The sequence below is a fragment of the Cryobacterium sp. AP23 genome, assembly GCF_054075385.1.
Genome location: NZ_CM133415.1, coordinates 1,289,374 through 1,310,978, shown reverse-complemented (window position 1 = coordinate 1,310,978; position 21,605 = coordinate 1,289,374). Strand labels below are relative to the sequence as shown.

23 protein-coding genes are annotated in these 21,605 nt (G+C 68.2%); 10 read left to right on the top strand and 13 right to left on the bottom strand.

Annotated elements, in window-relative coordinates:
* Nucleotides 1-2 precede the first annotated feature (2 nt).
* Entirely contained in the window at nt 3-1,379 is a 1,377-nt protein-coding gene (locus tag ACU5E9_RS06215; protein ID WP_456812745.1) for an AI-2E family transporter, read from the top strand.
* Nucleotides 1,376-2,632, top strand: coding sequence for a threonine ammonia-lyase (ilvA, locus tag ACU5E9_RS06210; RefSeq protein ID WP_456812744.1), 1,257 nt, complete (start codon nt 1,376-1,378; stop codon nt 2,630-2,632). Before ACU5E9_RS06215 ends, ilvA begins: the two co-directional genes overlap by 4 nt.
* Nucleotides 2,633-2,703: 71 nt before the next feature.
* Here ilvA and greA read toward each other — a convergent pair whose 3' ends face one another.
* Both greA and ACU5E9_RS06200 read right to left on the bottom strand, forming a co-directional pair.
* Nucleotides 2,704-3,192 (bottom strand): transcription elongation factor GreA, encoded by a 489-nt coding sequence (gene greA / locus ACU5E9_RS06205; RefSeq protein WP_456812743.1) that lies wholly within the window; start codon nt 3,190-3,192, stop codon nt 2,704-2,706.
* A 412-nt stretch (nt 3,193-3,604) separates the two neighbouring features.
* Nucleotides 3,605-4,000: a DUF4307 domain-containing protein gene (locus ACU5E9_RS06200; protein ID WP_456812742.1), complete on the bottom strand. Its 396-nt coding sequence runs from the start codon at nt 3,998-4,000 to the stop codon at nt 3,605-3,607.
* Between the two features lie 77 nt (nt 4,001-4,077).
* On the opposite strand from ACU5E9_RS06200, the gene mca reads away from it, so the two are divergent.
* Nucleotides 4,078-4,947 (top strand): mycothiol conjugate amidase Mca, encoded by an 870-nt coding sequence (gene mca, locus ACU5E9_RS06195; protein WP_456812741.1) that lies wholly within the window; start codon nt 4,078-4,080, stop codon nt 4,945-4,947.
* Nucleotides 4,944-5,255 (top strand): hypothetical protein, encoded by a 312-nt coding sequence (locus tag ACU5E9_RS06190; protein ID WP_456812740.1) that lies wholly within the window; start codon nt 4,944-4,946, stop codon nt 5,253-5,255. Before mca ends, ACU5E9_RS06190 begins: the two co-directional genes overlap by 4 nt.
* Nucleotides 5,256-5,297: 42 nt before the next feature.
* On the opposite strand, the gene trhA is transcribed toward ACU5E9_RS06190, so the two are convergent.
* Nucleotides 5,298-5,999 (bottom strand): PAQR family membrane homeostasis protein TrhA, encoded by a 702-nt coding sequence (gene trhA, locus ACU5E9_RS06185; RefSeq protein ID WP_456812739.1) that lies wholly within the window; start codon nt 5,997-5,999, stop codon nt 5,298-5,300.
* 76 nt (nt 6,000-6,075) lie between these two features.
* Between trhA and ACU5E9_RS06180 the strand changes: the two genes are divergently transcribed.
* The 3 genes from ACU5E9_RS06180 (at nt 6,076) to ACU5E9_RS06170 (ending at nt 9,547) form a co-directional block, all read left to right on the top strand.
* A complete protein-coding gene (locus ACU5E9_RS06180; RefSeq protein ID WP_456812738.1) occupies nt 6,076-6,855 on the top strand; it encodes an isoprenyl transferase in 780 nt (259 codons plus the stop codon).
* A complete protein-coding gene (locus tag ACU5E9_RS06175) occupies nt 6,852-7,997 on the top strand; it encodes an aminotransferase class V-fold PLP-dependent enzyme (RefSeq protein WP_456812737.1) in 1,146 nt (381 codons plus the stop codon). Before ACU5E9_RS06180 ends, ACU5E9_RS06175 begins: the two co-directional genes overlap by 4 nt.
* Before the next feature lie 200 nt (nt 7,998-8,197).
* Nucleotides 8,198-9,547 carry a PhoH family protein gene (locus ACU5E9_RS06170; protein ID WP_456812736.1) on the top strand — a complete coding sequence of 450 codons (1,350 nt, stop codon included), beginning with the start codon at nt 8,198-8,200 and terminating at the stop codon, nt 9,545-9,547.
* A 72-nt stretch (nt 9,548-9,619) separates the two neighbouring features.
* Here ACU5E9_RS06170 and ACU5E9_RS06165 read toward each other — a convergent pair whose 3' ends face one another.
* The 5 genes from ACU5E9_RS06165 to xseA form a co-directional block, all read right to left on the bottom strand.
* Nucleotides 9,620-11,044 (bottom strand): class II fumarate hydratase, encoded by a 1,425-nt coding sequence (locus ACU5E9_RS06165; protein ID WP_456812735.1) that lies wholly within the window; start codon nt 11,042-11,044, stop codon nt 9,620-9,622.
* 74 nt (nt 11,045-11,118) lie between these two features.
* Nucleotides 11,119-11,757, bottom strand: coding sequence for a carbonic anhydrase (locus tag ACU5E9_RS06160; protein ID WP_456812734.1), 639 nt, complete (start codon nt 11,755-11,757; stop codon nt 11,119-11,121).
* Complete coding sequence (locus ACU5E9_RS06155; RefSeq protein WP_456812733.1) at nt 11,754-12,494, bottom strand: DUF4245 domain-containing protein; 741 nt, start codon at nt 12,492-12,494, stop codon at nt 11,754-11,756. The genes ACU5E9_RS06160 and ACU5E9_RS06155 overlap by 4 nt, the downstream gene beginning before the upstream one ends.
* Nucleotides 12,491-12,712: an exodeoxyribonuclease VII small subunit gene (locus tag ACU5E9_RS06150; protein ID WP_456812732.1), complete on the bottom strand. Its 222-nt coding sequence runs from the start codon at nt 12,710-12,712 to the stop codon at nt 12,491-12,493. The genes ACU5E9_RS06155 and ACU5E9_RS06150 overlap by 4 nt, the downstream gene beginning before the upstream one ends.
* 43 nt (nt 12,713-12,755) lie before the next feature.
* A complete protein-coding gene (gene xseA / locus ACU5E9_RS06145) occupies nt 12,756-13,982 on the bottom strand; it encodes an exodeoxyribonuclease VII large subunit (protein ID WP_456812731.1) in 1,227 nt (408 codons plus the stop codon).
* Nucleotides 13,983-14,096: 114 nt separating this feature from the next.
* On the opposite strand from xseA, the gene ACU5E9_RS06140 reads away from it, so the two are divergent.
* Nucleotides 14,097-15,137 carry a 4-hydroxy-3-methylbut-2-enyl diphosphate reductase gene (locus ACU5E9_RS06140; RefSeq protein WP_456813505.1) on the top strand — a complete coding sequence of 347 codons (1,041 nt, stop codon included), beginning with the start codon at nt 14,097-14,099 and terminating at the stop codon, nt 15,135-15,137.
* An 18-nt stretch (nt 15,138-15,155) separates the two neighbouring features.
* Here ACU5E9_RS06140 and ACU5E9_RS06135 read toward each other — a convergent pair whose 3' ends face one another.
* Both ACU5E9_RS06135 and fbaA read right to left on the bottom strand, forming a co-directional pair.
* Entirely contained in the window at nt 15,156-15,725 is a 570-nt protein-coding gene (locus tag ACU5E9_RS06135; RefSeq protein ID WP_456812730.1) for a DUF6264 family protein, read from the bottom strand.
* 26 nt (nt 15,726-15,751) lie between these two features.
* A complete protein-coding gene (gene fbaA, locus ACU5E9_RS06130; RefSeq protein WP_456812729.1) occupies nt 15,752-16,777 on the bottom strand; it encodes a class II fructose-bisphosphate aldolase in 1,026 nt (341 codons plus the stop codon).
* 228 nt (nt 16,778-17,005) lie between these two features.
* Between fbaA and glpX the strand changes: the two genes are divergently transcribed.
* The gene (gene glpX / locus ACU5E9_RS06125) at nt 17,006-17,938 is read left to right on the top strand and encodes a class II fructose-bisphosphatase (protein WP_456813504.1); all 933 of its coding nucleotides are present in this window, start codon (nt 17,006-17,008) and stop codon (nt 17,936-17,938) included.
* An 18-nt stretch (nt 17,939-17,956) separates the two neighbouring features.
* Here the strand turns inward: glpX and ACU5E9_RS06120 are convergent, their stop codons facing one another.
* The 3 genes from ACU5E9_RS06120 to ACU5E9_RS06110 are packed head-to-tail and all read right to left on the bottom strand — an operon-like array spanning nt 17,957 to nt 20,354.
* Nucleotides 17,957-18,625, bottom strand: a complete 669-nt coding sequence (locus ACU5E9_RS06120) for a pentapeptide repeat-containing protein (RefSeq protein ID WP_456812728.1) — start codon at nt 18,623-18,625, stop codon at nt 17,957-17,959.
* On the bottom strand, nt 18,625-19,077 hold the full coding sequence (locus ACU5E9_RS06115; RefSeq protein ID WP_456812727.1) for a nitroreductase family deazaflavin-dependent oxidoreductase: 453 nt from the start codon (nt 19,075-19,077) through the stop codon (nt 18,625-18,627). Before ACU5E9_RS06115 ends, ACU5E9_RS06120 begins: the two co-directional genes overlap by 1 nt.
* A gap of 5 nt (nt 19,078-19,082) precedes the next feature.
* Nucleotides 19,083-20,354: an MFS transporter gene (locus tag ACU5E9_RS06110; RefSeq protein ID WP_456812726.1), complete on the bottom strand. Its 1,272-nt coding sequence runs from the start codon at nt 20,352-20,354 to the stop codon at nt 19,083-19,085.
* A gap of 71 nt (nt 20,355-20,425) precedes the next feature.
* Between ACU5E9_RS06110 and prfB the strand changes: the two genes are divergently transcribed.
* The gene (prfB, locus tag ACU5E9_RS06105; RefSeq protein ID WP_456812725.1) at nt 20,426-21,532 is read left to right on the top strand and encodes a peptide chain release factor 2; all 1,107 of its coding nucleotides are present in this window, start codon (nt 20,426-20,428) and stop codon (nt 21,530-21,532) included.
* Nucleotides 21,533-21,605 lie beyond the last annotated feature (73 nt).

The following is a 21,605-nucleotide window of genomic DNA, read 5'->3' as shown; positions in this document are numbered from 1 at the left end:
CGGTGAGCACATCGACGGGACGGTCCGGGTGGTTCGGCAAACGTAGGAGCGGGAAGGTCCAGGGCGCTGCCGCGCCGGTGACGGCCGCGCTCGCACCGCTGTCGCCGGGGGACGCGGTGCCGGGCGATTCGGTGCCGGGCGATTCGGTGCCGGGCGATACGGTGCCGGACGAGGTCGCCGTGGAACCGGCCGTGCCGAACGGCGTCGACGAGAACCTTCCGGCGGGACTCCGTCTGGCCGGCGCCTGGTCCTGGCGGCTGCTGGTGATCGCCGCCGCCATCGCCGTCGTGCTCTTCCTGGTGGTGCAGCTGCGATTCATCGTCATCCCGCTGCTCGTGGCGGTGCTGGTCTCGGCGCTGCTCGTGCCGCTGGTCGGGTTCCTCACCCGGCACCACTGGCCCAAGGGCCTGGCCGTGGCGGTGGCCCTGGTGGGCACCCTCACCGTGATCGCCGGCCTGGTCACCCTCGCCGTCACCCAGATCGCCGCTGGCTCCTCCGGGCTGAGCGCCCGGTTCACCTCCTCGTACGCGAGCCTGAAGGAGGCCCTGGCGGCGTCACCGTTGCAGCTGAGCGAGACCGAGATCAGCCGGTACCTCAGCGACGTCGTCGACGCCGTGCAGGCCGACAGCCAGGTATTCATCACCGGGGCGCTCTCGGTCGGGTCGTCGGTGGGGCACCTGCTCACCGGGGCGCTGCTGGCCCTGTTCAGCCTGTTGTTCATCCTCATCGACGGCGCGAGCATCTGGAAGTGGATCGTGCGGCTCTTCCCGCGCCGGGCCCGCCCCGCCATCGACGGCGCCGGCATCGCCGGTTGGACGACGTTGGGCAACTTCGCCCGGGTGCAGATCCTGGTCGCGTCCATCGACGCCGTCGGAATCGGGTTGGGAGCCTTCTTCCTCGGCGTGCCGATGGCCATCCCGATCGGCGTGCTCGTTTTCCTGGGCTCTTTCGTGCCCATCGTCGGCGCCGTCGCGACGGGTGCGGTGGCGGTGGTCATCGCCCTGATCTTCAACGACTGGTTCGTTGCCCTGTTGATGCTCGCGGTGGTGCTGCTGGTGCAGCAGATCGAGGGTCACGTGCTGCAACCGTTGATCATGGGCACCGCCGTGAAGGTGCATCCGCTCGGCGTGGTGCTCGTCGTCGCCGCCGGGGCGCTCCTGGCCGGCATCCCCGGTGCACTGTTCGCGGTGCCCGTCGCCGCCGTACTGAACGTTATGATCAGCTACATCCACAGCGGCGCCTGGCGTGGCGACTTGCCGCCACTGGGCACGCCGGCCGGGTCGGTGCTGTGGCAGACCGTGCCGCAGCGACCGGGCTTCCGGCAGTCCCGCCCCCTCAGCCCCGCCGCCACCGCTCAAGCCCGAAAGACCCGTTCATGACAGACACACCCGTTCCCCTGGCAGAACCGGCCCTCGCCGGCCCCACCCTGGCCGATTTCGAGGCGGCCCGCGCCGTGGTCGCGCGGGTGGCCGACGTCACCCCGATGGAGAGCTCCCGCTACCTGTCCACGATCCTGGGATCGCCGGTCTTCCTCAAGTGCGAGAACCTGCAGCGCACCGGGTCGTACAAGATCCGTGGCGCCTACAACCGGCTCTCCAAGCTCACCGACGAGGAGAAGGCCCGCGGCGTCGTCGCCGCTTCGGCCGGCAACCACGCCCAGGGCGTGGCGTTCGCCGCCCGCGAGCTGGGTATCCAGGCGACCATCTTCATGCCCGTCGGCGTTGCCCTGCCCAAGCTGCAGGCCACCCGCGACTATGGCGCCCAGGTGATCCTGCGCGGCCACACCGTCACCGAACCGCTCCTGGCCGCGGCCGAATACGCCCGCGAGACCGGCGCCATCCTGATTCCCCCGTTCGACCACCCGGATGTTGTCGCCGGCGCCGGCACCCTGGGCCTCGAGATCCTCGACCAGGTGCCCGACCTCGACACGGTGATCGTGCCGATCGGCGGCGGCGGCCTCACCGCGGGCATGGCCAGCGTGCTCAAGCAGTACGCCGCCAGCCACGGCCGCACCATCCGGGTCATCGGGGTGCAGTCGGAGAACGCCGCGGCCTACCCGCCGTCACTGGCTGCCGGCGAGGCCCTCGCCATCGACATCACCCCCACCATGGCCGACGGCATCGCCGTGGCCAAGCCGGGCCTGCTCAACTTCGCGATCATCCGAGACGCCGTCGATGAGATCGTCACCGTCAGCGAAGACGACATGGCCCGGGCGCTGCTGGTGCTGCTCGAGCGCGCCAAGCTCGTGGTCGAACCGGCCGGCGCCGTCTCGGTCGCGGCCATCCTCGCCGGCAAGATCACCGCGACGGGCAACACAGTGGCGATGCTCTCCGGCGGCAACATCGACCCGCTGCTCATGCAGCGCGTGATCAGCCACGGCCTGGCCGCATCCGGCCGGTACCTCAAGCTGCGCATCATGCTGCCCGACCGCCCCGGCCAGCTCGCCCGCATCTCCGAACTGCTCGCCGAGGCCGCCGCGAACGTCATCGAGGTGCTGCACACCCGGCACGGGGTGGGCCTGCAGATCAGCGAGGTCGAACTCGACATCAGCGTGGAGACCCGCGGCCCCGAGCACCGCCAGCACGTCGTCGAGACGCTGCGTGCCGCCGGCTACGACCCGCGCACGGACTAGCAGCACAGCACGCAGGAAAGACGAAAGGCCGGCTGCACACGCAGCCGGCCTTTCTCGTTCGCTTGCGGGATCTACCCGGTGAAGGTCTCCACGAGGTGGATCTCCACGGCGATCTGCTTGCCGTTGGGGGTCTCGTAGCTCGTCTTCGCGCCCACCTTGAGTCCGATGATCGCTTCGCCCAGCGGGCTCTTCTCGCTGTAGACGTCGAGGTCGCTGTCGCCGGCGATTTCCCGGCTGCCGATCAGGAAGCGCGACTCATCGCCCGCGATCGTGGCGGTGATGATGGTGCCGGGCTCGACGATGCCCTTGCTCTCGGGGGCGTGGCCCACCTCGGCGGTGCGCAGCAGCAGGGTGAGGGTGCGGATGCGCGCCTCCATCTTGCCCTGCTCTTCCTTGGCAGCGTGGTAGCCGGCGTTCTCCTTGAGATCACCCTCCGAACGAGCGGATTCGATCTTGTTGGCGATATCGATGCGAGCGACGGTGCTGAGAGTGTCCAGCTCCGCAGCGAGGCGGTCGTAGGCCTCCTGGGTCAGCCAGGTGACCGAGGTTTCGGTAGTCATGGTTCTCTCCTTCTCGTGCTGATCGGTGATGCGCCGGCAGATGGTGCGCCGATGGTGCCGCGGGTGGCGGCCGTTCGCCGCTGAGACGGCCGATGGCCGGATGCAGCGCTGTGCTACTGGTGGGACGCTGTGTTACTGGTGGGTCGTACTGCTGTGCAGAACTACAGCTGTTCAGAAATACTGCTGTTCAGAAATACTGCTGTTCAGAAATACTGCTGTTCAGAAATACTGCTGTTCAGAAATACTGCTGTTCAGAAATACTGCTGTTCAGAAATACTGCTGTTCAGAAATACAGCTGTTCAGAAATACAGCTGTTCAGAAATACAGCTGTTCAGAAATACAGCTGTTCAGAAATACAGCTGTTCAGAAATACAGCGGACGCCCCGACTATTGCCAGGGCGAATACATCAGTCTAGGTCAACCAGCAACGGTAAATCAATCCGGTGTTGCTCAGCTCCGTGGTGTGCAAGACCTCGGTGAACGAGCGCGTGTAGTCCGTGGATGCGGGCAGGTCGATGACCTTCCAGCCCACCGTCGTGAAGGTCTCGTTCAGCGCCTGCACGGCGCAGCTGGATTCCGTGCCGGTGGGCAGGGAGACCTCGAAGGTCACGCTGACGCTGTTCTCATCGATGATCTGGTGCCCGATGTCCCTGGCCTCGATCGACGGCGCCGCACCGTCCAGGCCGGCCCAGACGACCCACGCGGTGAGGACCAGCGCGAACACTCCCGCGGTGATCCACAGAACCCTACGGTCACGCAGCCGGGTTCCGGACGTGCGTCCATAGCGATCGTCGAGGTTGCTGCTCACGGGCACTGACGACTCCACACTTCCGGTTCTACGATTAGGCTTGACCCAAGGTTAGCTGGCATTTCTGAGGAGTTTTCTTGACCCTGCGGCTCTTGGCAGTGCACGCTCATCCCGACGACGAATCGAGCAAGGGCGCGGCGACATACGCGTACTACCGGAGCCTCGGCGCCGAGGTGCTCATCGTCAGCTGCACCGGCGGGGAGCGCGGCAGCATCCTCAACGAGGACCTGGCGGATTCGGCCATGGCGGCACGGGACCTCTCCGGTCTCCGCCGGCTGGAGATGGCGGCCGCCCAGAAGGCGCTGGGCATCCAGCACCGCTGGCTGGGCTACCAGGATTCCGGCATGCAGGACGACGGCGGCGTGCCGAAGAACTCCTTCGCCGACATCCCGCTGGAGTACTCCGCCGAACCGCTCGTGCGGATCATCCGCGAGTTCCGCCCGCAGGTCCTCATCACCTATGACGAGAACGGGGGTTACCCGCACCCCGACCACATCCGCTGCCACGAGGTCTCCCTGGAGGCGTTCCGGGCCGCCGCCGACGCCGACCGCTACCCGGATGCCGGGCCCGCGTGGCAGATCGACAAGCTGTACTACGACCGCATCTTCAACCTCGAGCGCATGGATGCCATGTACCTCGAGTTGAGCGTCACCGAGCCGGACTCCGACTTGCTCGAACCGCTGGCCACCGCACGGGAACGGATGAGCGAGTACCCCAAGCTGGCGACGACGCACGTGCCGATCGGCGACTTCCTGGAGGTACGCGACGAGGCGCTCAAGGCCCACGCCAGCCAGGTGTCGCCCACCAGCAGCTTCTTCTTCTGGCCCAACGACATGGTGCGCAAGGCCTGGCCGTACGAGGACTTCCAACTCGTCGAATCGAAAGTTGACAGTGACATGCCCGAATCCGATCTCTTCGCCGGCGTGAGCGACAGGGACGACGCATGAGCGCCGTCTTCGCCCCGGTGGTCGGCTTCATCCTCAGCAACACCCCGCCGCCGGAGTTCAACCCGGACACCGTCACGCCCGGGCCGTGGGGCTTCTTCGCGATCTTCTTCGTGGCCGCCGTGACCCTGCTGCTGGGCATGGACCTGGCCCGCCGCATCCGCCGCACCAACTACCGCGCCGAGATGCAGGAACGCCTGCAGGCGGAGGTTGCCGAGCGTGACGCCGCCGCGGCCGCTGCGGCCGCCGATCAGAACAGCACCGATCAGAACAGCGCCGAGCAGAAGAAGACTGACAACTCTCAGGGGTAAGCGGGCCTCAGGGGTAGAGCGGTCCTAGGGGTACAGCGGGCCTCAGGGGTACAGCGGGTGGGTCGCGATGATCAGGATCGCGACCCAGTGGCAGAGGAACGCCACCACCGTGAGCGAGTGGAAGATCTCGTGGAAGCCGAACACGCCGGGAACCGGGTTGGGCTTCTTGAGGCCGTAGACGACCGCGCCGACCGAGTAGCACAGCCCGCCGACCATGATCAGGGTCATCATCACGGCGTCGGCCTGGAAGAAGTCGACGATGAACATCAGCGCGCCCCAGCCGAGCGCGAGGTACAGCGGCACGTAGAGCCAGCGGGGCGCGTTGATCCAGAACACCCGGAACGCGATGCCAAGGATGGCCCCGCCCCAGACCAGGCTGAGCAGCAGCACTGACTTCTCCGGCGGCAGGGCCAGCACGGTGATGGGAGTGTACGACCCGGCGATGAGCAGGAAGATGTTGGCGTGGTCGATGCGCTTGAGCATCATCCGGGTGCGCGGCTGCCAGTTGAAGCGGTGGTACAGCGCGGAGTTGCCGAACAGGAGCAGCGAGCTGACCACGAACACCGCGGAGCTCCATTTGGCCGCCGGGCCCTCGGCCGCCGCCAGCAGGATGATCCCGGCCACGATGGTGATGGGGAACACCCCGGCGTGGATCCAGCCCCGCCAGGTGGGCTTCTCGGGAACCTGGTGCTCGATCTCGTCTTCGAGCAGGGGGAGATTCGGGATGTCGTCCGCGGAGGCCATGCAGTCAGGATACGGCAGGCCGACGGGTGGCGCGGCGCGAACGCCAGCCGGATTGGACTAGCGTAACTGTGTGCACATGCGGCAATTCTCCCTCGGACGCGGACTCCTCTACCGGGTCTACCAGCGTCGCCTGCGCCGCGGCCTGACCGCGGCGGTGCTCCCGCAGCATGTGGCCATGATCATCGACGGCAACCGGCGCTGGGCCCGGCAGCTCGGCTACGACTCCGCCGCGCACGGGCACCGTGCTGGGGCGGCGAAGATGCGCGAATTCCTGGAGTGGTGCGACGACCTCGGCATCTCCGTGGTCACCCTGTACCTGCTGTCGGCCGACAATCTCACCCAACGCCCCACCGAGGAACTCTCCGCCCTGTTCGAGATCATCGCCGACCTCGCCGAGGACCTCTCGCACTACCGCGACTGGCGGGTGCAGCAGGTCGGCTCGAAGAAGTGCCTGCCCGGTCCGTTGGAGAGCGCGCTGGGCGCCGCCGAGGACCGCACCGCCGGCAAGTCCGGGCTGCACGTGAACCTCGCCGTCGGCTACGGCGGTCGCACCGAGATCACCGACGCCATGCGCAGCATCGTGGCCACCCACCACGCCCACGGCGGCACCCTCGAGGACCTCGCCGAGACCCTCACCCCCGAGCTCATCGGCCAGCACCTCTACACCGGCGGCCAGCCCGACCCCGACCTCGTCATCCGCACGTCGGGCGAACAGCGCCTCAGCGACTTCATGCTCTGGCAGAGCGCCCACAGCGAGTTCTACTTCGTCGAGGCGCTCGGCCCCGACCTTCGCCAGGTCGACTTCCTGCGGGCCCTGCGCGACTACGCCAAGCGGCACCGCAGGTTCGGCGGATGAGCTCCGGCGCCGCCTGGGACGCCTATCTGGACGGGTTCACCGAAGACCCGGGTTACCTCGACTACGGCCGGATCGGGCCGCTCGCGCGGGTCGTCGCCGCCGAGGCGCTCGGCCAGACCGAGGTGCTCACCCGGGCCCGGTTCGGCAGCCTCGGCCATTTCGGTGAGCAGGACCTGCGGATGCGCCACGCCGTCGCGGCCGTCACCGGCTTCCGGCCCGACCAGGTCGCCGCGCAACCGAACACCAGTATGGGGCTCATGCACGCCATGTTCGGCCTGACCGGCGACGTGCTGCTCTCCCCAGCGGACTTCCCCAGCGTGCCCTTCGCGGCCGTGCGCGCCGCCGAGGCGCTGCACGTGGCCGATCCGCTCTGGCTGGCCTTCGACGGCACCTCGGACACCGCGGGCCAGGTCACGCCCGGCCAGGTGCGGGACCAGCTCACCCCGGGCACCGTCGCCGTTGCCGTCAGCCTGGTCGACTCCCGCACCGGGTTCAGGGTCGACCTGGACGGCATCCGCCAGGTCATCGGTGACCGCCTGCTCATCGTCGACGCCATCCAGGGGTTCGGTGTGGTGGATGCGGCCTGGGACGCGGCCGACGTCGTCGCCTCCGGCGGCCAGAAATGGGCTCGTGCGGGGTGGGGAACCGGGTTCCTGGCCCTCAGCGACCGCGCAGTGGAGCGCCTCACCCCGGTGGTGTCCGGCTTCATCGGCACCGACCAGGCCGAGCCCTGGGACGAGGTGCCGCCACCGGTGCGGGCCGCGTCCGCATTCCGGGTCACCAACGCCGACGGCGTCGCCCAGGCCCGGTTCTCGGCGGCGCTGGAGGAGATCGCCCGGGTGGGCGTGCCCGCCATCGAAGCTGCCGTCGGCGTGAACGCCGAGCGACTCGTCGAGCTGGCCGACGAATTCGGGATCCCGGTGCGCTCGTCCCGCGACGCGCGGGAACGGGCCGGCCTGGTGGTGCTGGAGCCCGCCGCAGAGCGCCTCACCGCGCTGGGCGCCGCCCTGCACAACCACGGCGTCACGGCCACCAGTCGGGGCGGCACCGTGCGCCTGAGCACGCACGCCAGGCTCACCGAGGAGACCGTTGACATGCTGCGCGGCGCGTTCACCGCGTACTCCGCCGACGCCGCGTACTGAGCACCCCGTACGGGCGTCGCGACTGTTAACGTCTGGTGTCGTTGGGCGTGTCGTTTTTTGTATTTCCCGCCAACCGACGTAGCTTCATCTCATCAGGTACGGCACCTGATCGAGACGGCCACATAAGTACGGCTCGAGAAAAAGCTTGTGGTCGCTCGCCAAAGAATCCGCACCTTCACCGGTGCGGGGTGGGAGTGGTTGTGACCGCTAATCGAACCGACTACCTGAACGCTGAACAGACGACGTCAGGAGTCGACCAAACCGAGCGTACGTTCGTGCTTGACACCTCGGTTCTCCTGTCCGATCCGAAGGCGATCTTCCGATTCGCCGAGCATGCAGTGGTTCTCCCAGTGGTGGTGATCACCGAACTCGAGTCCAAGCGCAATGACCCGGAGATCGGGTATTTCGCCCGCCAGGCACTGCGCTACCTCGATGAACTCCGGGTGAAGCACGAACGACTCGACTTCGCCATCCCGGTGGGGGAGGGCGGCAGCCTCAGGGTCGAGCTGAACCATTCGAACATGTCGGTGCTGCCCAACGGCCTGCAACTGGGCGACAATGATTCGCGCATCCTGGCGGTGGCGATGAACCTCGCCAACGACGGGCTCGCGGTCACCGTGGTGTCCAAGGACCTGCCGTTGCGGGTGAAGGCCGCTTCGATCGGCCTGGCCGCTGACGAGTACCGGCACGAGCTGGCCGTGGACTCCGGCTGGACCGGCATGGACGAGATCACCCTGAGCGCCGAGCAGGTGAACGACCTCTACGACAAGGAGTCCCTGCAGACCCGCCTGGTGCAGGACATGCCGGTGAACACCGGCCTGGTCATCCACTCCGACCGCGGCTCGGCGCTCGGCCGGGTCACCGGCAGGGGCGAACTGCGCCTGGTGCGCGGCGACCGGGACCTGTTCGGCCTGCACGGCCGTTCCGCCGAGCAACGCCTGGCGATCGACCTGCTGCTCGACCCGGAGATCGGCATCCTGTCGTTGGGAGGTCGAGCGGGTACGGGGAAGTCCGCGCTCGCCCTCTGCGCCGGCCTGGAGGCCGTGCTGGAGCGCCAGCAGCACCGCAAGATCATGGTGTTCCGGCCGCTCTACGCCGTGGGCGGCCAGGAGCTCGGCTACCTGCCCGGCGACGCGCAGGAGAAGATGGGGCCCTGGGGCCAGGCCGTCTTCGACACGCTCGGCGCCCTGGTGAGCGAGAACGTGCTCGAGGAAGTGGTGGAACGCGGCATCCTCGAGGTGCTGCCGCTCACCCACATCCGCGGCCGGAGCCTGCACGACGCCTTCGTGATCGTCGACGAGGCGCAGTCGCTGGAGCGGAACGTGCTCCTGACGGTGCTGAGCCGGATCGGGCAGAACTCCCGGGTCGTGCTCACCCACGATGTGGCGCAGCGCGACAACCTGCGCGTGGGCCGCTTCGACGGCGTCGCGAGTGTTATCGAGACCCTGAAGGGGCATCCGCTGTTCGCGCACATGACCCTCACCCGGTCCGAGCGCAGCGCCATCGCCGCTCTGGTCACCGAGATGCTGGAGGGCAACGAGCTGGCCTGATGACCCCGTTGGTCGAGCTTGTCGAGACCCGGGTCTCGACAGGCTCGACCAGCGCAGCTACTCGACCAGCAGTTACGCCTGGGGCGGGCGGGTCATGCTCAGGACGTCGAGGGCAGTGTCCAGCTGCTCGAGAGTGACCTCGCCGCGCTCGACGAAGCCGAGGTCGATCACGGACTCGCGCACGGTGAGGCCCTGGGTGACGGAGTGCTTGGCCACCTTCGCGGCGGCCTCGTAGCCGATCACCCGGTTGAGCGGGGTGACGATCGACGGCGAGGATTCGGCCAGCGCGCGGGCACGGTCGAGGTTGGCCTCAAGGCCGTCGACGGTCTTGTCGGCGAGCACCCGGGCGCCGTTGGCGAGCAGCCGGATCGACTCGAGCAGCGCAGTACCCATCACGGGGATGGCCACGTTGAGCTCGAAGGCTCCTGAGGCGCCGGACCAGGCGATGGTGGCGTCGTTGCCGATCACCCGGGAGCAGACCATGAGCACGGCCTCGGGGATGACCGGGTTGACCTTGCCCGGCATGATCGACGAGCCCGGCTGCAGGTCGGGGATGCTCAGTTCACCGATGCCGGTGTTGGGGCCGGAGCCCATCCAGCGCAGGTCGTTGCAGATCTTGGTGAGTCCGACGGCGATCGTGCGGAGCGCGCCGGAGGCGTCGACGAGACCGTCCCGGTTGGCCTGCGCCTCGAAGTGGTCGAGGGCCTCGGTGATCGGCAGTTCGGTCTCGTCGCAGAGCAGCTCGATGACCAGCTGCGGGAAACCGGCCGGGGTGTTGATGCCGGTGCCGACGGCCGTGCCGCCCAGCGGGACCTCGGCGACGCGGGGGAGCGCGGTGCGCACCCGCTCGATGCCCAGGCGCATCTGGCGGGCGTAGCCGCCGAACTCCTGGCCGAGGGTGACCGGCGTGGCATCCATCAGGTGGGTGCGGCCGGCCTTGACGGCGGTGGCCCACAGTTCGGCCTTGGCCTCGAACGCCACCGCGAGGTGGTCGAGCGACGGGATCAGGTCGTCGATCAGCGCGCTGGTGACGGCGATGTGCACCGAGGTGGGGAACACGTCGTTGGAGGACTGCGACGCGTTGACGTGGTCGTTGGGGTGCACCGGGCTGCCCAGCCGCCGGGTGGCGAGGGTGGCGAGGACCTCGTTCATGTTCATGTTCGAGGAGGTGCCACTGCCGGTCTGGTAGACGTCGATCGGGAACTCGGAGTCGTGCCGGCCGGTGATGACCTCGTCGGCGGCGGCCGCGATGGCGTCGGCGATGTTCGCGTCCAGAACACCCAGGCGGGCGTTGGCCTGCGCGGCCGACTTCTTGATGCGGGCGAGGGCGGCGATCTGGGCGGACTCGAGCACCGAGCCGGAGATCGGGAAGTTCTCGACCGCCCGCTGCGTCTGTGCACCGTAGAGCGCGGCCACGGGAACCCGCACCTCGCCCATGGTGTCGTGTTCGATCCTGTACTCAGTGGGTACAGCGCCGGTCTCAGTTGAAATGTCCACCACGGTGTGTCATACCTTTCGATTCAATGTGCACGCGCCTGACGCTGTGCAGGCACATAAAGCTCGCATGACGCCTAAACGACGCCGACGACGATGTCTGGATCAGCGCGACCCTCGAGGAGCCGGTAATTCGCGCCGACGATAGCCAATGTACCGTCTGCGACGGCGGCGCTGATCATCTCGGAGCGTTGCACCAGCTCCGCGACGGTGTCGCGCAGGTGTTCCCGGCCGACGGCGGATGCGTCCACCCGGTCCGGGTCGAGCGGGCCGGTCTGGGTGCCACCGACGCGGCGCACCGCCGGCACGATCTTCTGGATGATGTTGTCGATGTGCGGGGGCAGTGCGTCGGGCTCGTCGGCCTGCGAGTCGATGGCGGCGCGCACGGCGCCGCAGCGGTCGTGGCCGAGCACCAGGATCAGCGGCACCTTGAGCACGGCGACGGCGTATTCGAGCGAGCCGAGCACCGAGTCGGAGATGACCTGGCCGGCGTTGCGCACGACGAACAGGTCGCCGAGGCCCTTGTCGAAGATGATCTCGGCGGCCAGCCTGGAGTCGCTGCAGCCGAACAGTGCGGCCATCGGCGTCTGCTCGAACGCGGTTTCCGCCCGGCGGTCGACATCCTGGCGGGGATGCTGCGGCGAACCGTTCACAAAGCGTTCGTTGCCCTCGGCGAGGTCGTTCCACACTTCGGCTGGGGTGGGGGTGCTGGTCATTCGGAGGACCCGTCCTGTTCTGTGCTGGACTGTTCGGTGCTGGACTGTTCTGTGCTGGACTGTTCTGTGCTGGACTGCTCGGTGCTGTTGGACTGTTCGGTGGTGATCTGCTCGGCGAGGGCCCCGGCGACGACCGCGAGCTCGTCGTCGGGGGCGGTGCCGATCAGCAGGTAGCTGCTGGCCCCGGCCTCGGTGACCAGGGCGGATTCGAAGTTGCCCTGGTCCTCGGCCGGCACCGGGTTGCGGTACACATCCCACTCGACGCCGTCGATGCTGATGGTGTCGCTGGCGGCCACCTTCTGCAGCTGGTCGGCGAGCCAGGTGGGGTCGGCGTCGACGGCCTGGGTGAGACCGACGAACTCGTTGGTGGGGGTGATCAGGCCGATGTACCAGCTGGAGACGCCGTCGCTGCCGCCACTCCGCCACTCCGCAGCGTTGGCCGCCCAGCCGCCCGGCAGGACGGGCGCGGCCAGGGGCACCTCGATGCCGGGCTGGGCCTGCTCGGCCACGGCGGCGTAATCGACGTTGCGGGTGAGCGGGGTGTCGCTGCGGGGAACGATGAGCACGAGCACGATGACCGCGCCCACCGTCGCGAGCAGCGAGTAGACGAGGTTGTTGATGGTCTTCCGCGACCGATAGTTGCGTGAGTTCGTCGCCAGCCGGGTGGCACGTTCCTCGGCGGTCTCCGGCCGGCCGAGCTCGGCGACGACCCGGGGCGGGCGAGGCGGGCGGCTCATTCCGCGGTGGCCGCGCCGCGGGCGGCGTCCAGGCGCGCCTTCGCGCCGATCAGCCATTCCTCGCAGCGGGTCGCGAGGGCTTCGCCCCGCTCCCACAGTGCCAACGACTCCTCCAGGGTCGACCCGCCCTGCTCGAGCACCGAGACGACACGGATCAGTTCATCCCTGGCCTGCTCGTAGCTGAGATCGTTCGTGGGCGTGGCGGCGGGCGAAGTCATGTGATCCATTCTATTTCGACAGTTTGATTTCGAAACCGCGGGCCTATTTCGACACCGCGGGCACGGTACCGACGCCAACGGTGATGCGCAGGTCGGTTCCGGCCGGCGCCTGGTCGGCCGTGCGGAGCACGTGGCCGTCCGGCAGCTGCACGATCGCGTACCCGCGGTCCAGGGTGCCCTGGGGGGAGAGCGCGCGCAGCTGGGAGCGCAGTTCGACGACGCTGGAGCCGGCCCGTTCGAGGGTGCGGTGCACGAGCTCGGCGCCGCGGGCGACGTACCGGGTCAGGTCCTGCGACCGGCTGTCGATGATCCAGTCCGAGCCGCTGAGCACGGGGCGGCTGCGGAGCTGTTCGAGCCGGTCGACCTCGCTGGCGAGGATGCCGGTGAGCCGGCTGCTCAGGCGCGCCCTGGCCTGCTGCACCCGGTTGAGTTCGTCCGACACGTCGGGCACCACACGCTTGGCCGCGTCGGTGGGGGTGGACGCGCGGAGGTCGGCGACGTCGTCGAGCAGCGGCCGGTCGGCCTCGTGGCCGATCGCGCTGACCACCGGGGTGCTACAGGCGGCGACGGCGCGCACCAGGCCCTCGTCGCTGAAGCCGAGCAGGTTCTGGAAATCGCCGCCACCGCGCGCGACGATGATCACGTCGACGGTGGGGTCGGCATCCAGCCGCTGGATGGCGGCGGTGACCTCGGCGACCATCCGATCACCCTGCACGGCGGCGTGGACGACGCTGAAGTCCACGGCCGGCCAGCGCAGCTGGGCGTTGCGCAGCACGTCCTTCTCGGCGTCGGAGTCCTTGCCGGTGACCAGGCCGATACGGTGCGGCAGGAACGGCAGCGCCTTCTTGCGGGAGGCGTCGAAGAGTCCCTCGGCCTTCAACTGGGCCCGCAAGCGCTCCAGTCGTTCGAGCAGGTCGCCGAGCCCGACGTGGCGCAGTTCGTAGACCTGCATCGTGAGCGTGCCGCCCTTGACCCAGTAGTTCGGCTTGACGAGGGCGATCACCCGGTCGCCCTGCTTGAAGTCGCCGGTGAGGCGGGCCTTCACCGACGACCAGACCGTGAAACTCACGGTCGCGTCGATGGAGAGGTCTTTCAGCTTGCCGTAGACGTTGCCGCCGCTGGAGCCCCACTGCACGATCTCGCCCTCGACCCAGGCGGTGCCGAGCCGTTCGATGTAGCCGCGGATCTTGTTGGAGAGCACTCCGACCGGCCAGGGCGCGTCGATGGTGGGAGGTGCGTCGCCCGCGGCGGGCATCGTGACGGCGTTCATGGGTCTCCTGGATCTGGCCGACGGGAACTGTCGGCTCGCACGGTCTGTTCAGACGCGCCCGCTTAGACTGTTCGGGTGAGTACCAGTACTAATGCGCCCGTGATCGGCCTTGGCATGCCCAGAATTCCGAGCCTGCGCAACAGGCTCAAGGATACCCCCGTGGATGGCCTGAAAAAGGTGCTGCTCGCGGCCCCACGCGGCTACTGCGCCGGCGTCGACCGCGCCGTCATCGCCGTCGAGAAGGCGCTTGAGCTGTACGGCGCGCCGGTCTACGTGCGCAAGCAGATCGTGCACAACACCCACGTGGTGAGTGAACTCGAGAAGCAGGGCGCGATCTTCGTCGAAGAGGTGGATGAAGTTCCCACCGGTTCGCACATCGTCTTCAGCGCCCACGGGGTGTCGCCGGCCGTGGTGAACGCCGCCGCCGAGCGCGGCCTGTCGGCCATCGACGCCACCTGCCCGCTGGTCACCAAGGTGCACCGCGAGGCCGTGCGCTTTGCCAGGGACGACTTCGAAATCTTGCTGATCGGCCACGAGGGCCATGAAGAGGTCGAGGGCACCGCGGGTGAGGCGCCGGAGCACACCACGCTCGTCGGCAGCCCGGACGAGGCCGACACCATCACGGTGCGCGACCCGAACAAGGTTGTCTGGCTGTCGCAGACCACGCTGAGCGTGGACGAGACCATGGAGACCGTGCGGCGCCTGCGCGCCCGGTTCCCGAACCTGCAAGATCCGCCCAGCGACGACATCTGCTACGCCACCCAGAACCGCCAGGTGGCCATCAAGAAGGTCGCCCGCGACTCCGACCTGGTGATCGTGGTGGGCTCGGCGAACTCGTCGAACTCGGTGCGCCTGGTCGAGGTGGCACTGGAATACGGCGCGAAGGCCGCCTACCGGGTGGACTACGCCAGCGAAGTGAAGCAGGAATGGCTCGACGGCGTGAACACCGTCGGCGTGACGAGCGGGGCATCCGTGCCGGAGGAGCTCGTCGAGGAGCTGCTGCGCGACCTGGCCGGAGCCGGTTACGGCGACGTCACCCAGGTCAAGACCGCTGAAGAGGACCTGCTCTTCTCGCTGCCCAAGGAGCTGCGCAAGGACCTGCAGGGCAACACCGACGCCCGCGCGATCGGCGGGCGGGTCAGCCGGACCGAGTAGGTCGAGCGGTCCGGCGGGCTACGGCTGGCTGAAGTAGTCGAGCAGGGCCGAGTCGCCGGCGAGCACGACGGCCATCGCGGCGACCAGGAGCACGAACGACACGACGCCGCCGATCAGCGGCACGTAGAACGCGCGCCGGTGGCGGAGCGTCAGCAGAATCGACAGCACTGCGGTGACCAGCCAGATGACAACCTGGCCGATGCTGCCGGCGGTGATGATCGCGGCGACGGAGTTGGCCGGGGTATAGGTGCCGAGGCCTGCCTGCGTGTAGAGCATCTGCATGGCCTCGGGCAGGGGCACCAGCACCGAAATGGTGATGAAGGTGCCCAGCAGCCCGAGCACCAGCAGGATCGCGGTGACGGGACGGTCCCAGGCCGGCGCCGCGGTGCGCGGCCGATCGGCCGGTTCCGTCGGCGCCGAGGGGCGCGCCGGGGCAACGGTGGCAGAGGCCGCAGGAGGGGTTTCCTCCTGCGGCGGGGTCCAGGTCCAGCCTTCCGGAGCCAGCTCGCCGTAGCGGGGCTGGGGGCGGTAGTCCACCGGCGGGGTTGCCGCCGGCTTCTGGTCTGGAGTGTTCTCTGCCATCGTCATCCGGTTCGCTCTGCTAGCTGTACTGACTAGCTGTTCGAGTGGCCGGCGCTGCCGAGCTGGCGGGTGGCCTGGGCGACGCGGGCGGCCATGGCCGTCTCGGCGACCTTGCCCCAGGCGCGCGGGTCATACAGCTTCTTGTTTCCGACTTCACCGTCGACCTTGAGCACGCCGTCGTAGTTCTTCAGCATGTAGTCGGCGATGGCGCGGGTGAACGCGTACTGGGTGTCGGTGTCGACGTTCATCTTCACGACACCGTTCTTGACGGCCTCGGCGATCTCGGCGTCGGTCGAGCCCGAGCCACCGTGGAAGACGAGGTCGAGCGGCAGGGCGCTGGTGCCGTACTTGGCGGCGACGCTGGCCTGGATCTCCGCGAGGAGCTCCGGGCGCAGCTTGACGTTGCCGGGCTTGTAGACGCCGTGCACGTTACCGAAGGTGAGGGCGGCCATGTAGCGGCCCTGGTCGCCGAGGCCGAGGGCCTCGATCATCTTGACGGTGTCGTCGAAGGTCGTGTACAGGTTGTCGTTGATGTCGCCCTCAACGCCGTCTTCTTCGCCGCCGACGGCGCCGATCTCGACCTCGAGGATGGCGTTGATCGCCTTGGTGCGGCTGATGATGCCCTTGGCGATCTCGAGGTTCTCGTCGAGCGCGATGGCCGAGCCGTCCCACATGTGGGACTGGAAGATCGGGTTGAAGCCGTCGGCCACTGCGGTCTCGGAGGCCGAGATGAGGGGCAGGACGAAGTCGTCGAGCGCACCCTTGGGGCAGTGGTCGGTGTGCAGGGCCACGGTGACGGGGTAGTTGTCAGCGACGGCGTGCGCGAACTTGGCGAACGCGAGGGCGCCGGCGGCGCGGTTCTTGACGGTGTGGCCGGCGAAGTAGTCGGCGCCACCGGTGGTGACCTGGATGATGCCGTCGGAGCCGGCTTCGGTCAGGCCCTGGAGCACGGCGTTGATCGACTGCGAGGAGGAAACGTTGAATGCGGGGTACGCGAACCCCTTCGACTTGGCCTTGTTCAGCATTTCGGCGTATTGGTCTGGGGTTGCGATGGGCATTGCTTCTCCTCGAAATCGAGCGGGGGTGTCCGTCAAGTCTAGCGAGGGCACATGTGGAAGCGCTCGGGGTACAAGGTCCCGCCGCACGGGCGCTGGGTAAGCTGGCCCCGTACCGGCGATGCTGCCGGCTGAGTCCATCAGCAACCCACATACGATCTCGAAGGACACCAACACACAGTGACTACCGAACACGACTCCCTCTACCTCCACCCCGACCGCAGCCTCGGCATGGAGCTGGTGAGGGCGACAGAGGCCGCCGCCATCCGCGCCGTGCCGTTCATCGGCCGCGGCGACAAGAACGCCGCCGACGGCGCTGCCGTCGATGCGATGCGCAAGTTCCTCGGCACGGTCGATTTCGACGGCGTCGTCGTCATCGGCGAGGGTGAGAAGGACGACGCCCCGATGCTGTTCAACGGCGAGCACGTCGGAAGCGGCCGCGGACCGTCCTGCGACATCGCGGTCGACCCGATCGACGGCACGTCGCTCACCGCCAACGGCCGCCAGAACGCGCTGAGCATGATCGCCGTCGCCGACCGCGGCAGCATGTACGACCCGAGCGCCGTCTTCTACATGGACAAGATCGTCACCGGTTGGGAGGGCCACGGCGTCGTGGACCTGCGCCAGCCGATCGGCGAGAACATCCGCGCCCTGGCCAAGGCCAAGGGCAAGGATGTGTCCGACATGACCATCGCGATCCTGGACCGGCCCCGGCACGCGGGCCTGATCGAGGAGGTGCGCGCCGCGGGCGCCGGCACCCGGCTGATGCTCGACGGCGACGTGGCCGGCGGCATCAACGCGGCCATCACGGAGACCCGCATCGATATGTGCGTGGGCATCGGCGGTACCCCGGAGGGCATCATCACGGCCTGTGCGCTGAAGGCCCTCGGCGGCTTCATCCAGGCCCGGCTGCACCCCAAGGACGACGACGAGGCCCAGCGGGCCATCGACGCCGGCCACGACCTGGACCGGATCCTGGGCGTGAACGACCTGGTCACCAGCGACAACACCTACTTCGTCGCCACTGGCGTCACCGACGGCCAGCTGGTCGGCGGGGTGCGCAAGATGGGACCGAAGATCCGCACCGAGTCCATCGTGTTGCGCGGCAAGACCGGCACCATCCGCCGGGTCGTGGCGGAGCACCTCGCGGAGAAGTGGCTCTAGCCAGCCATACGTTTCGGCCTATTCGACGATGATGCCCAGCTGCGCGGCGAGCAGCGGAGCGAGCAGCGCGAGCTGGGCGTCGTCGATGGTGGCGCCCTTGAGCCCTTCCAGGCTGTGGATGGCCGAGAAATCGCTGGAGCGCAGGTCCACGTCGGTGAGCCGCGCCCCGGCCACATCGAGGGTGCCGATCCGGCAGTCCCGCAGTTCGAGCCTCTGCACGGTGGCGCCGGAGAGGTCGAGCTCGTCGATGATGCAATTGGAGAGCAACACGTCGGTGACGGTGGCGTTCCGCAGGTTGATGAAGTCGAGCTTCGACCCGTCCAGCTGCACACCGCGCAGGCTGGAATCGTAGAGTTCGACCGAGCCGAGCCGCGAGTGCTCGATGCGGACGTCGCGCCAGCTGGACCGGGGGGCGCTGAAGACTGCCGCGTGCAGCTCGGTGGCGATGCACTCGTTCCAGGTGCTGCCGCGCAGCACCGTCGTGTTCAGGTCGACCCCGTGGAATTCGCATTCCGCGAACCGGGTTCCGGTGAAGTCCCGCCCGGAGAAGTCCACCCGGCTGTAGCGTTCGGCCTCACGGTCGTCGCCGCGGCCGACCAGGGCGCCGTCGTTGTCCAGCAGATTGTCGAGCACGATCCGGTCGAGCTGGGGGCCGCGTTTCTTCGACCGGCTCGGTGGCCTGGCCACTAGGAGGCCGGCGGTGCTGCGATCGGTTCGAGCAGGAACACCGGAATGACCCGGTCGGTCTTGACCTGGTAGTCGGCGTAGTCGGGGTACGCCGCCACGGCGCGTTCCCACCAGATCGCCTTTTCTTCGCCGGTGATCTCGCGGGCGGTCATGTCCTGTCGCACCGGTCCGTCCTGCACCTCCACCAGTGGATGCGCCACCACATTGGCGTACCAGACCGGGTTCTTCGGGCTGCCGCCGAGGGACGCGACAGCGACGTACCGGCCGTCGTGCTCGACCCGCATGAGCGGAGCCTTGCGGATCTTGCCGGACTTGGCGCCCAGGGTGGTCAGGACGATCACGGGCATCCCGCGCATGGTCGTGCCCTTGGTGCCGCCGGAGGTCTCGTACAGGTCGACCTGGTCACGGACCCACTTCTCGGGGCTGGCTGCGTATTCTCCGGTGAGGGGCACGATGTCTATCTTTCTCTCGGGGTGGGACGGGGATGCCGCGGCGCGTACCGCGGGATGTAGCGCCAGAGCACGCCGGCGCCGATGAGGCCGACGACGCCCATGACACCACTGGCCACCGACAGCGACACCAGCGCGGTGATGCCGGCGACGGCGAGGGGAGCGGCGGCGCTGCCGAAGTCGGCGGTGAACCGCCAGGCACCCAGGAACGGGGCCGGACCGGTGGGCGGGGCCAGGTCGGCGCCCAGGGTCATCAGCAGGCCGCTGCCGATACCGTTGGCCAGGGACAGGAACATGGCCACGCCGATGAACCACTGCACGTTCGCGGGCGCGTCGTGGGTGAACGCGAGCGCGAGCATCCCGAGGCCCAGGCCGATCATCGACGGGATCGCCGTCCACATCCGGCCGAACCGGTCCATGATCTGCCCGCTGGAGTAGAACAGCGCGAAGTCGATGCCGCCGGCGATGCCGATGATGAGGGCGGTGTCGGGTTCGTTGATGCCGATGCTCACCGCCCAGAGCGGTAGCAGCACCGTGCGGGTGGCGCGCATCGCGCCGACCAGGCCTGCGCCGGTGCCGAGCCGCAGCAGCACGCCGCGGTAGCGCCAGATCGTGCTGAACAGGCCGGCGGTCTCCGCCGCGGCGAGGTCCTCGCCGGCCGTCCGCACGGGGGTGTCCTCGCTGCCGGGCTGGGCGCTGGCGAAGGTGCTCGACGGGTCGGGCAGCAGCAACAGCACCAGGGCGGCCGCCAGGCAGCAGACGATGAAGATCCAGAAGACCGCGGTCGTGCCGCCGGTGAGGTGGATGACGCCGGCCGCGATGAACGGGCCCACGAACCAGCCGGCCCGGAAGACGCCGCCCAGGGTGGACAGCGCCCTGGCCCGGTAGGCCACCGGAACGTAGCTGGTCATGAACGCGTGCCGGGCCAGAGCGAACACGGCCGTGGCCAGGCCGATGAGGAAGATGCCGACGGCGAGCACGATGGGGTTGGGCGCGACGATGCAGACCAGGACCGCGAGCACCGCGAGCACCGAGGCGCCGATCATCGAGTTGCGTTCGCCGAAGCGGGACACCACGGCGCCGCTGGGGATGTCGCCGATCAGTTCGCCGACCATGACCATGGCCGCGATGAAGCCGGCGAAGGCCAGGGACGCGCCGAGGCCGTCGGCGACGAGGGGGATGAGCGGGATCATCGCGCCCTCACCGATGGAGAACAGCATGGTGGGCAGGAACGCTGCCAGGGCCACCCCTCGGAGACTGAAAGGGCGCTCGGTACTCATCGAATCGATGCTACCGCCGTCTCCGCCGGATCAGGTGCCGTCGCGGGCAGCCCGGTAGGCTGGATTCCACAATGATTGAGCTGGATTTCTCTGAGCAGATCGCCGCGCTGCGGGCCACGTTTGACGACATCCGGTCGGTGATCGACATCGACAGGCTGAAGCTGGACATTGCCGAGTTGAGCGACCAGGCGGGTGCCCCCGACCTGTGGAACGACTCCGAGCACGCCCAGAAGGTGACCAGCGAACTCAGCCACCGCCAGAGCGAGCTCAAGCGGATCGACAGCATCGAGTCCCGCCTGGACGACCTCGAGGTGCTCGTCGAGCTCGCCAACGCCGAGGGCGACCAGGACTCCGCCGACGAGGCCACGGCCGAGCTGCTGAGCGTGCAGAAGGTGCTCGGCGACCTCGAGGTGCAGACGCTGCTCAACGGCGAGTTCGACCCGAACCCGGCCGTGATCACCATCCGCGCCGGCGCCGGGGGAGTGGACGCCGCCGACTTCGCCGAGATGCTGCTGCGCATGTACCTGCGCTGGGCAGAGCAGCACGACTACACCACCAACGTGCTCGACGTGAGCTACGCCGAGGAGGCCGGCATCAAGTCGGCCACCTTCGAGGTGAACGCGCCGTACGCGTTCGGCACCCTGAGCGTCGAGGCCGGCACGCACCGCCTGGTGCGGATGAGCCCGTTCAACTCCGCGGGCAAGCGGCAGACCTCATTCGCCGCCGTCGAGGTGGTGCCGTTGATCGCCCAGGCCGAGGCCGTGGAGATCCCCGACAACGACATCCGCGTGGACGTGTTCCGTTCCAGCGGCCCCGGCGGGCAGTCGGTCAACACCACCGACTCCGCCGTGCGAATCACCCACCTTCCCACCGGCCTGGTGGTGAGCTGCCAGAACGAGAAGAGCCAGATCCAGAACCGTGCAGCGGCCATGCGGGTGCTGGCGTCCCGGCTGCTGCTGCTGCAGCGTGAGCAGGAGGCGGCCACCAAGAAGGAATTCGCCGGCATCATCACCGCCAGCTGGGGCGACCAGATGCGCAGCTACGTGCTCGCCCCGTACCAAATGGTGAAGGACCTGCGCACCGAGTACGAGGTCAACAACCCGTCCAACGTGTTCGACGGTGACCTGGACGGCTTCATCGCCGCGGGCATCCGCTGGCGCAAGACGCCCACCGAGTAGGAACATCCGAAACTGTTGACTTGCCCATTGGGTATGTCGCAATTGGAAAAACTTGGCCTGCCTGCCTAGGCTC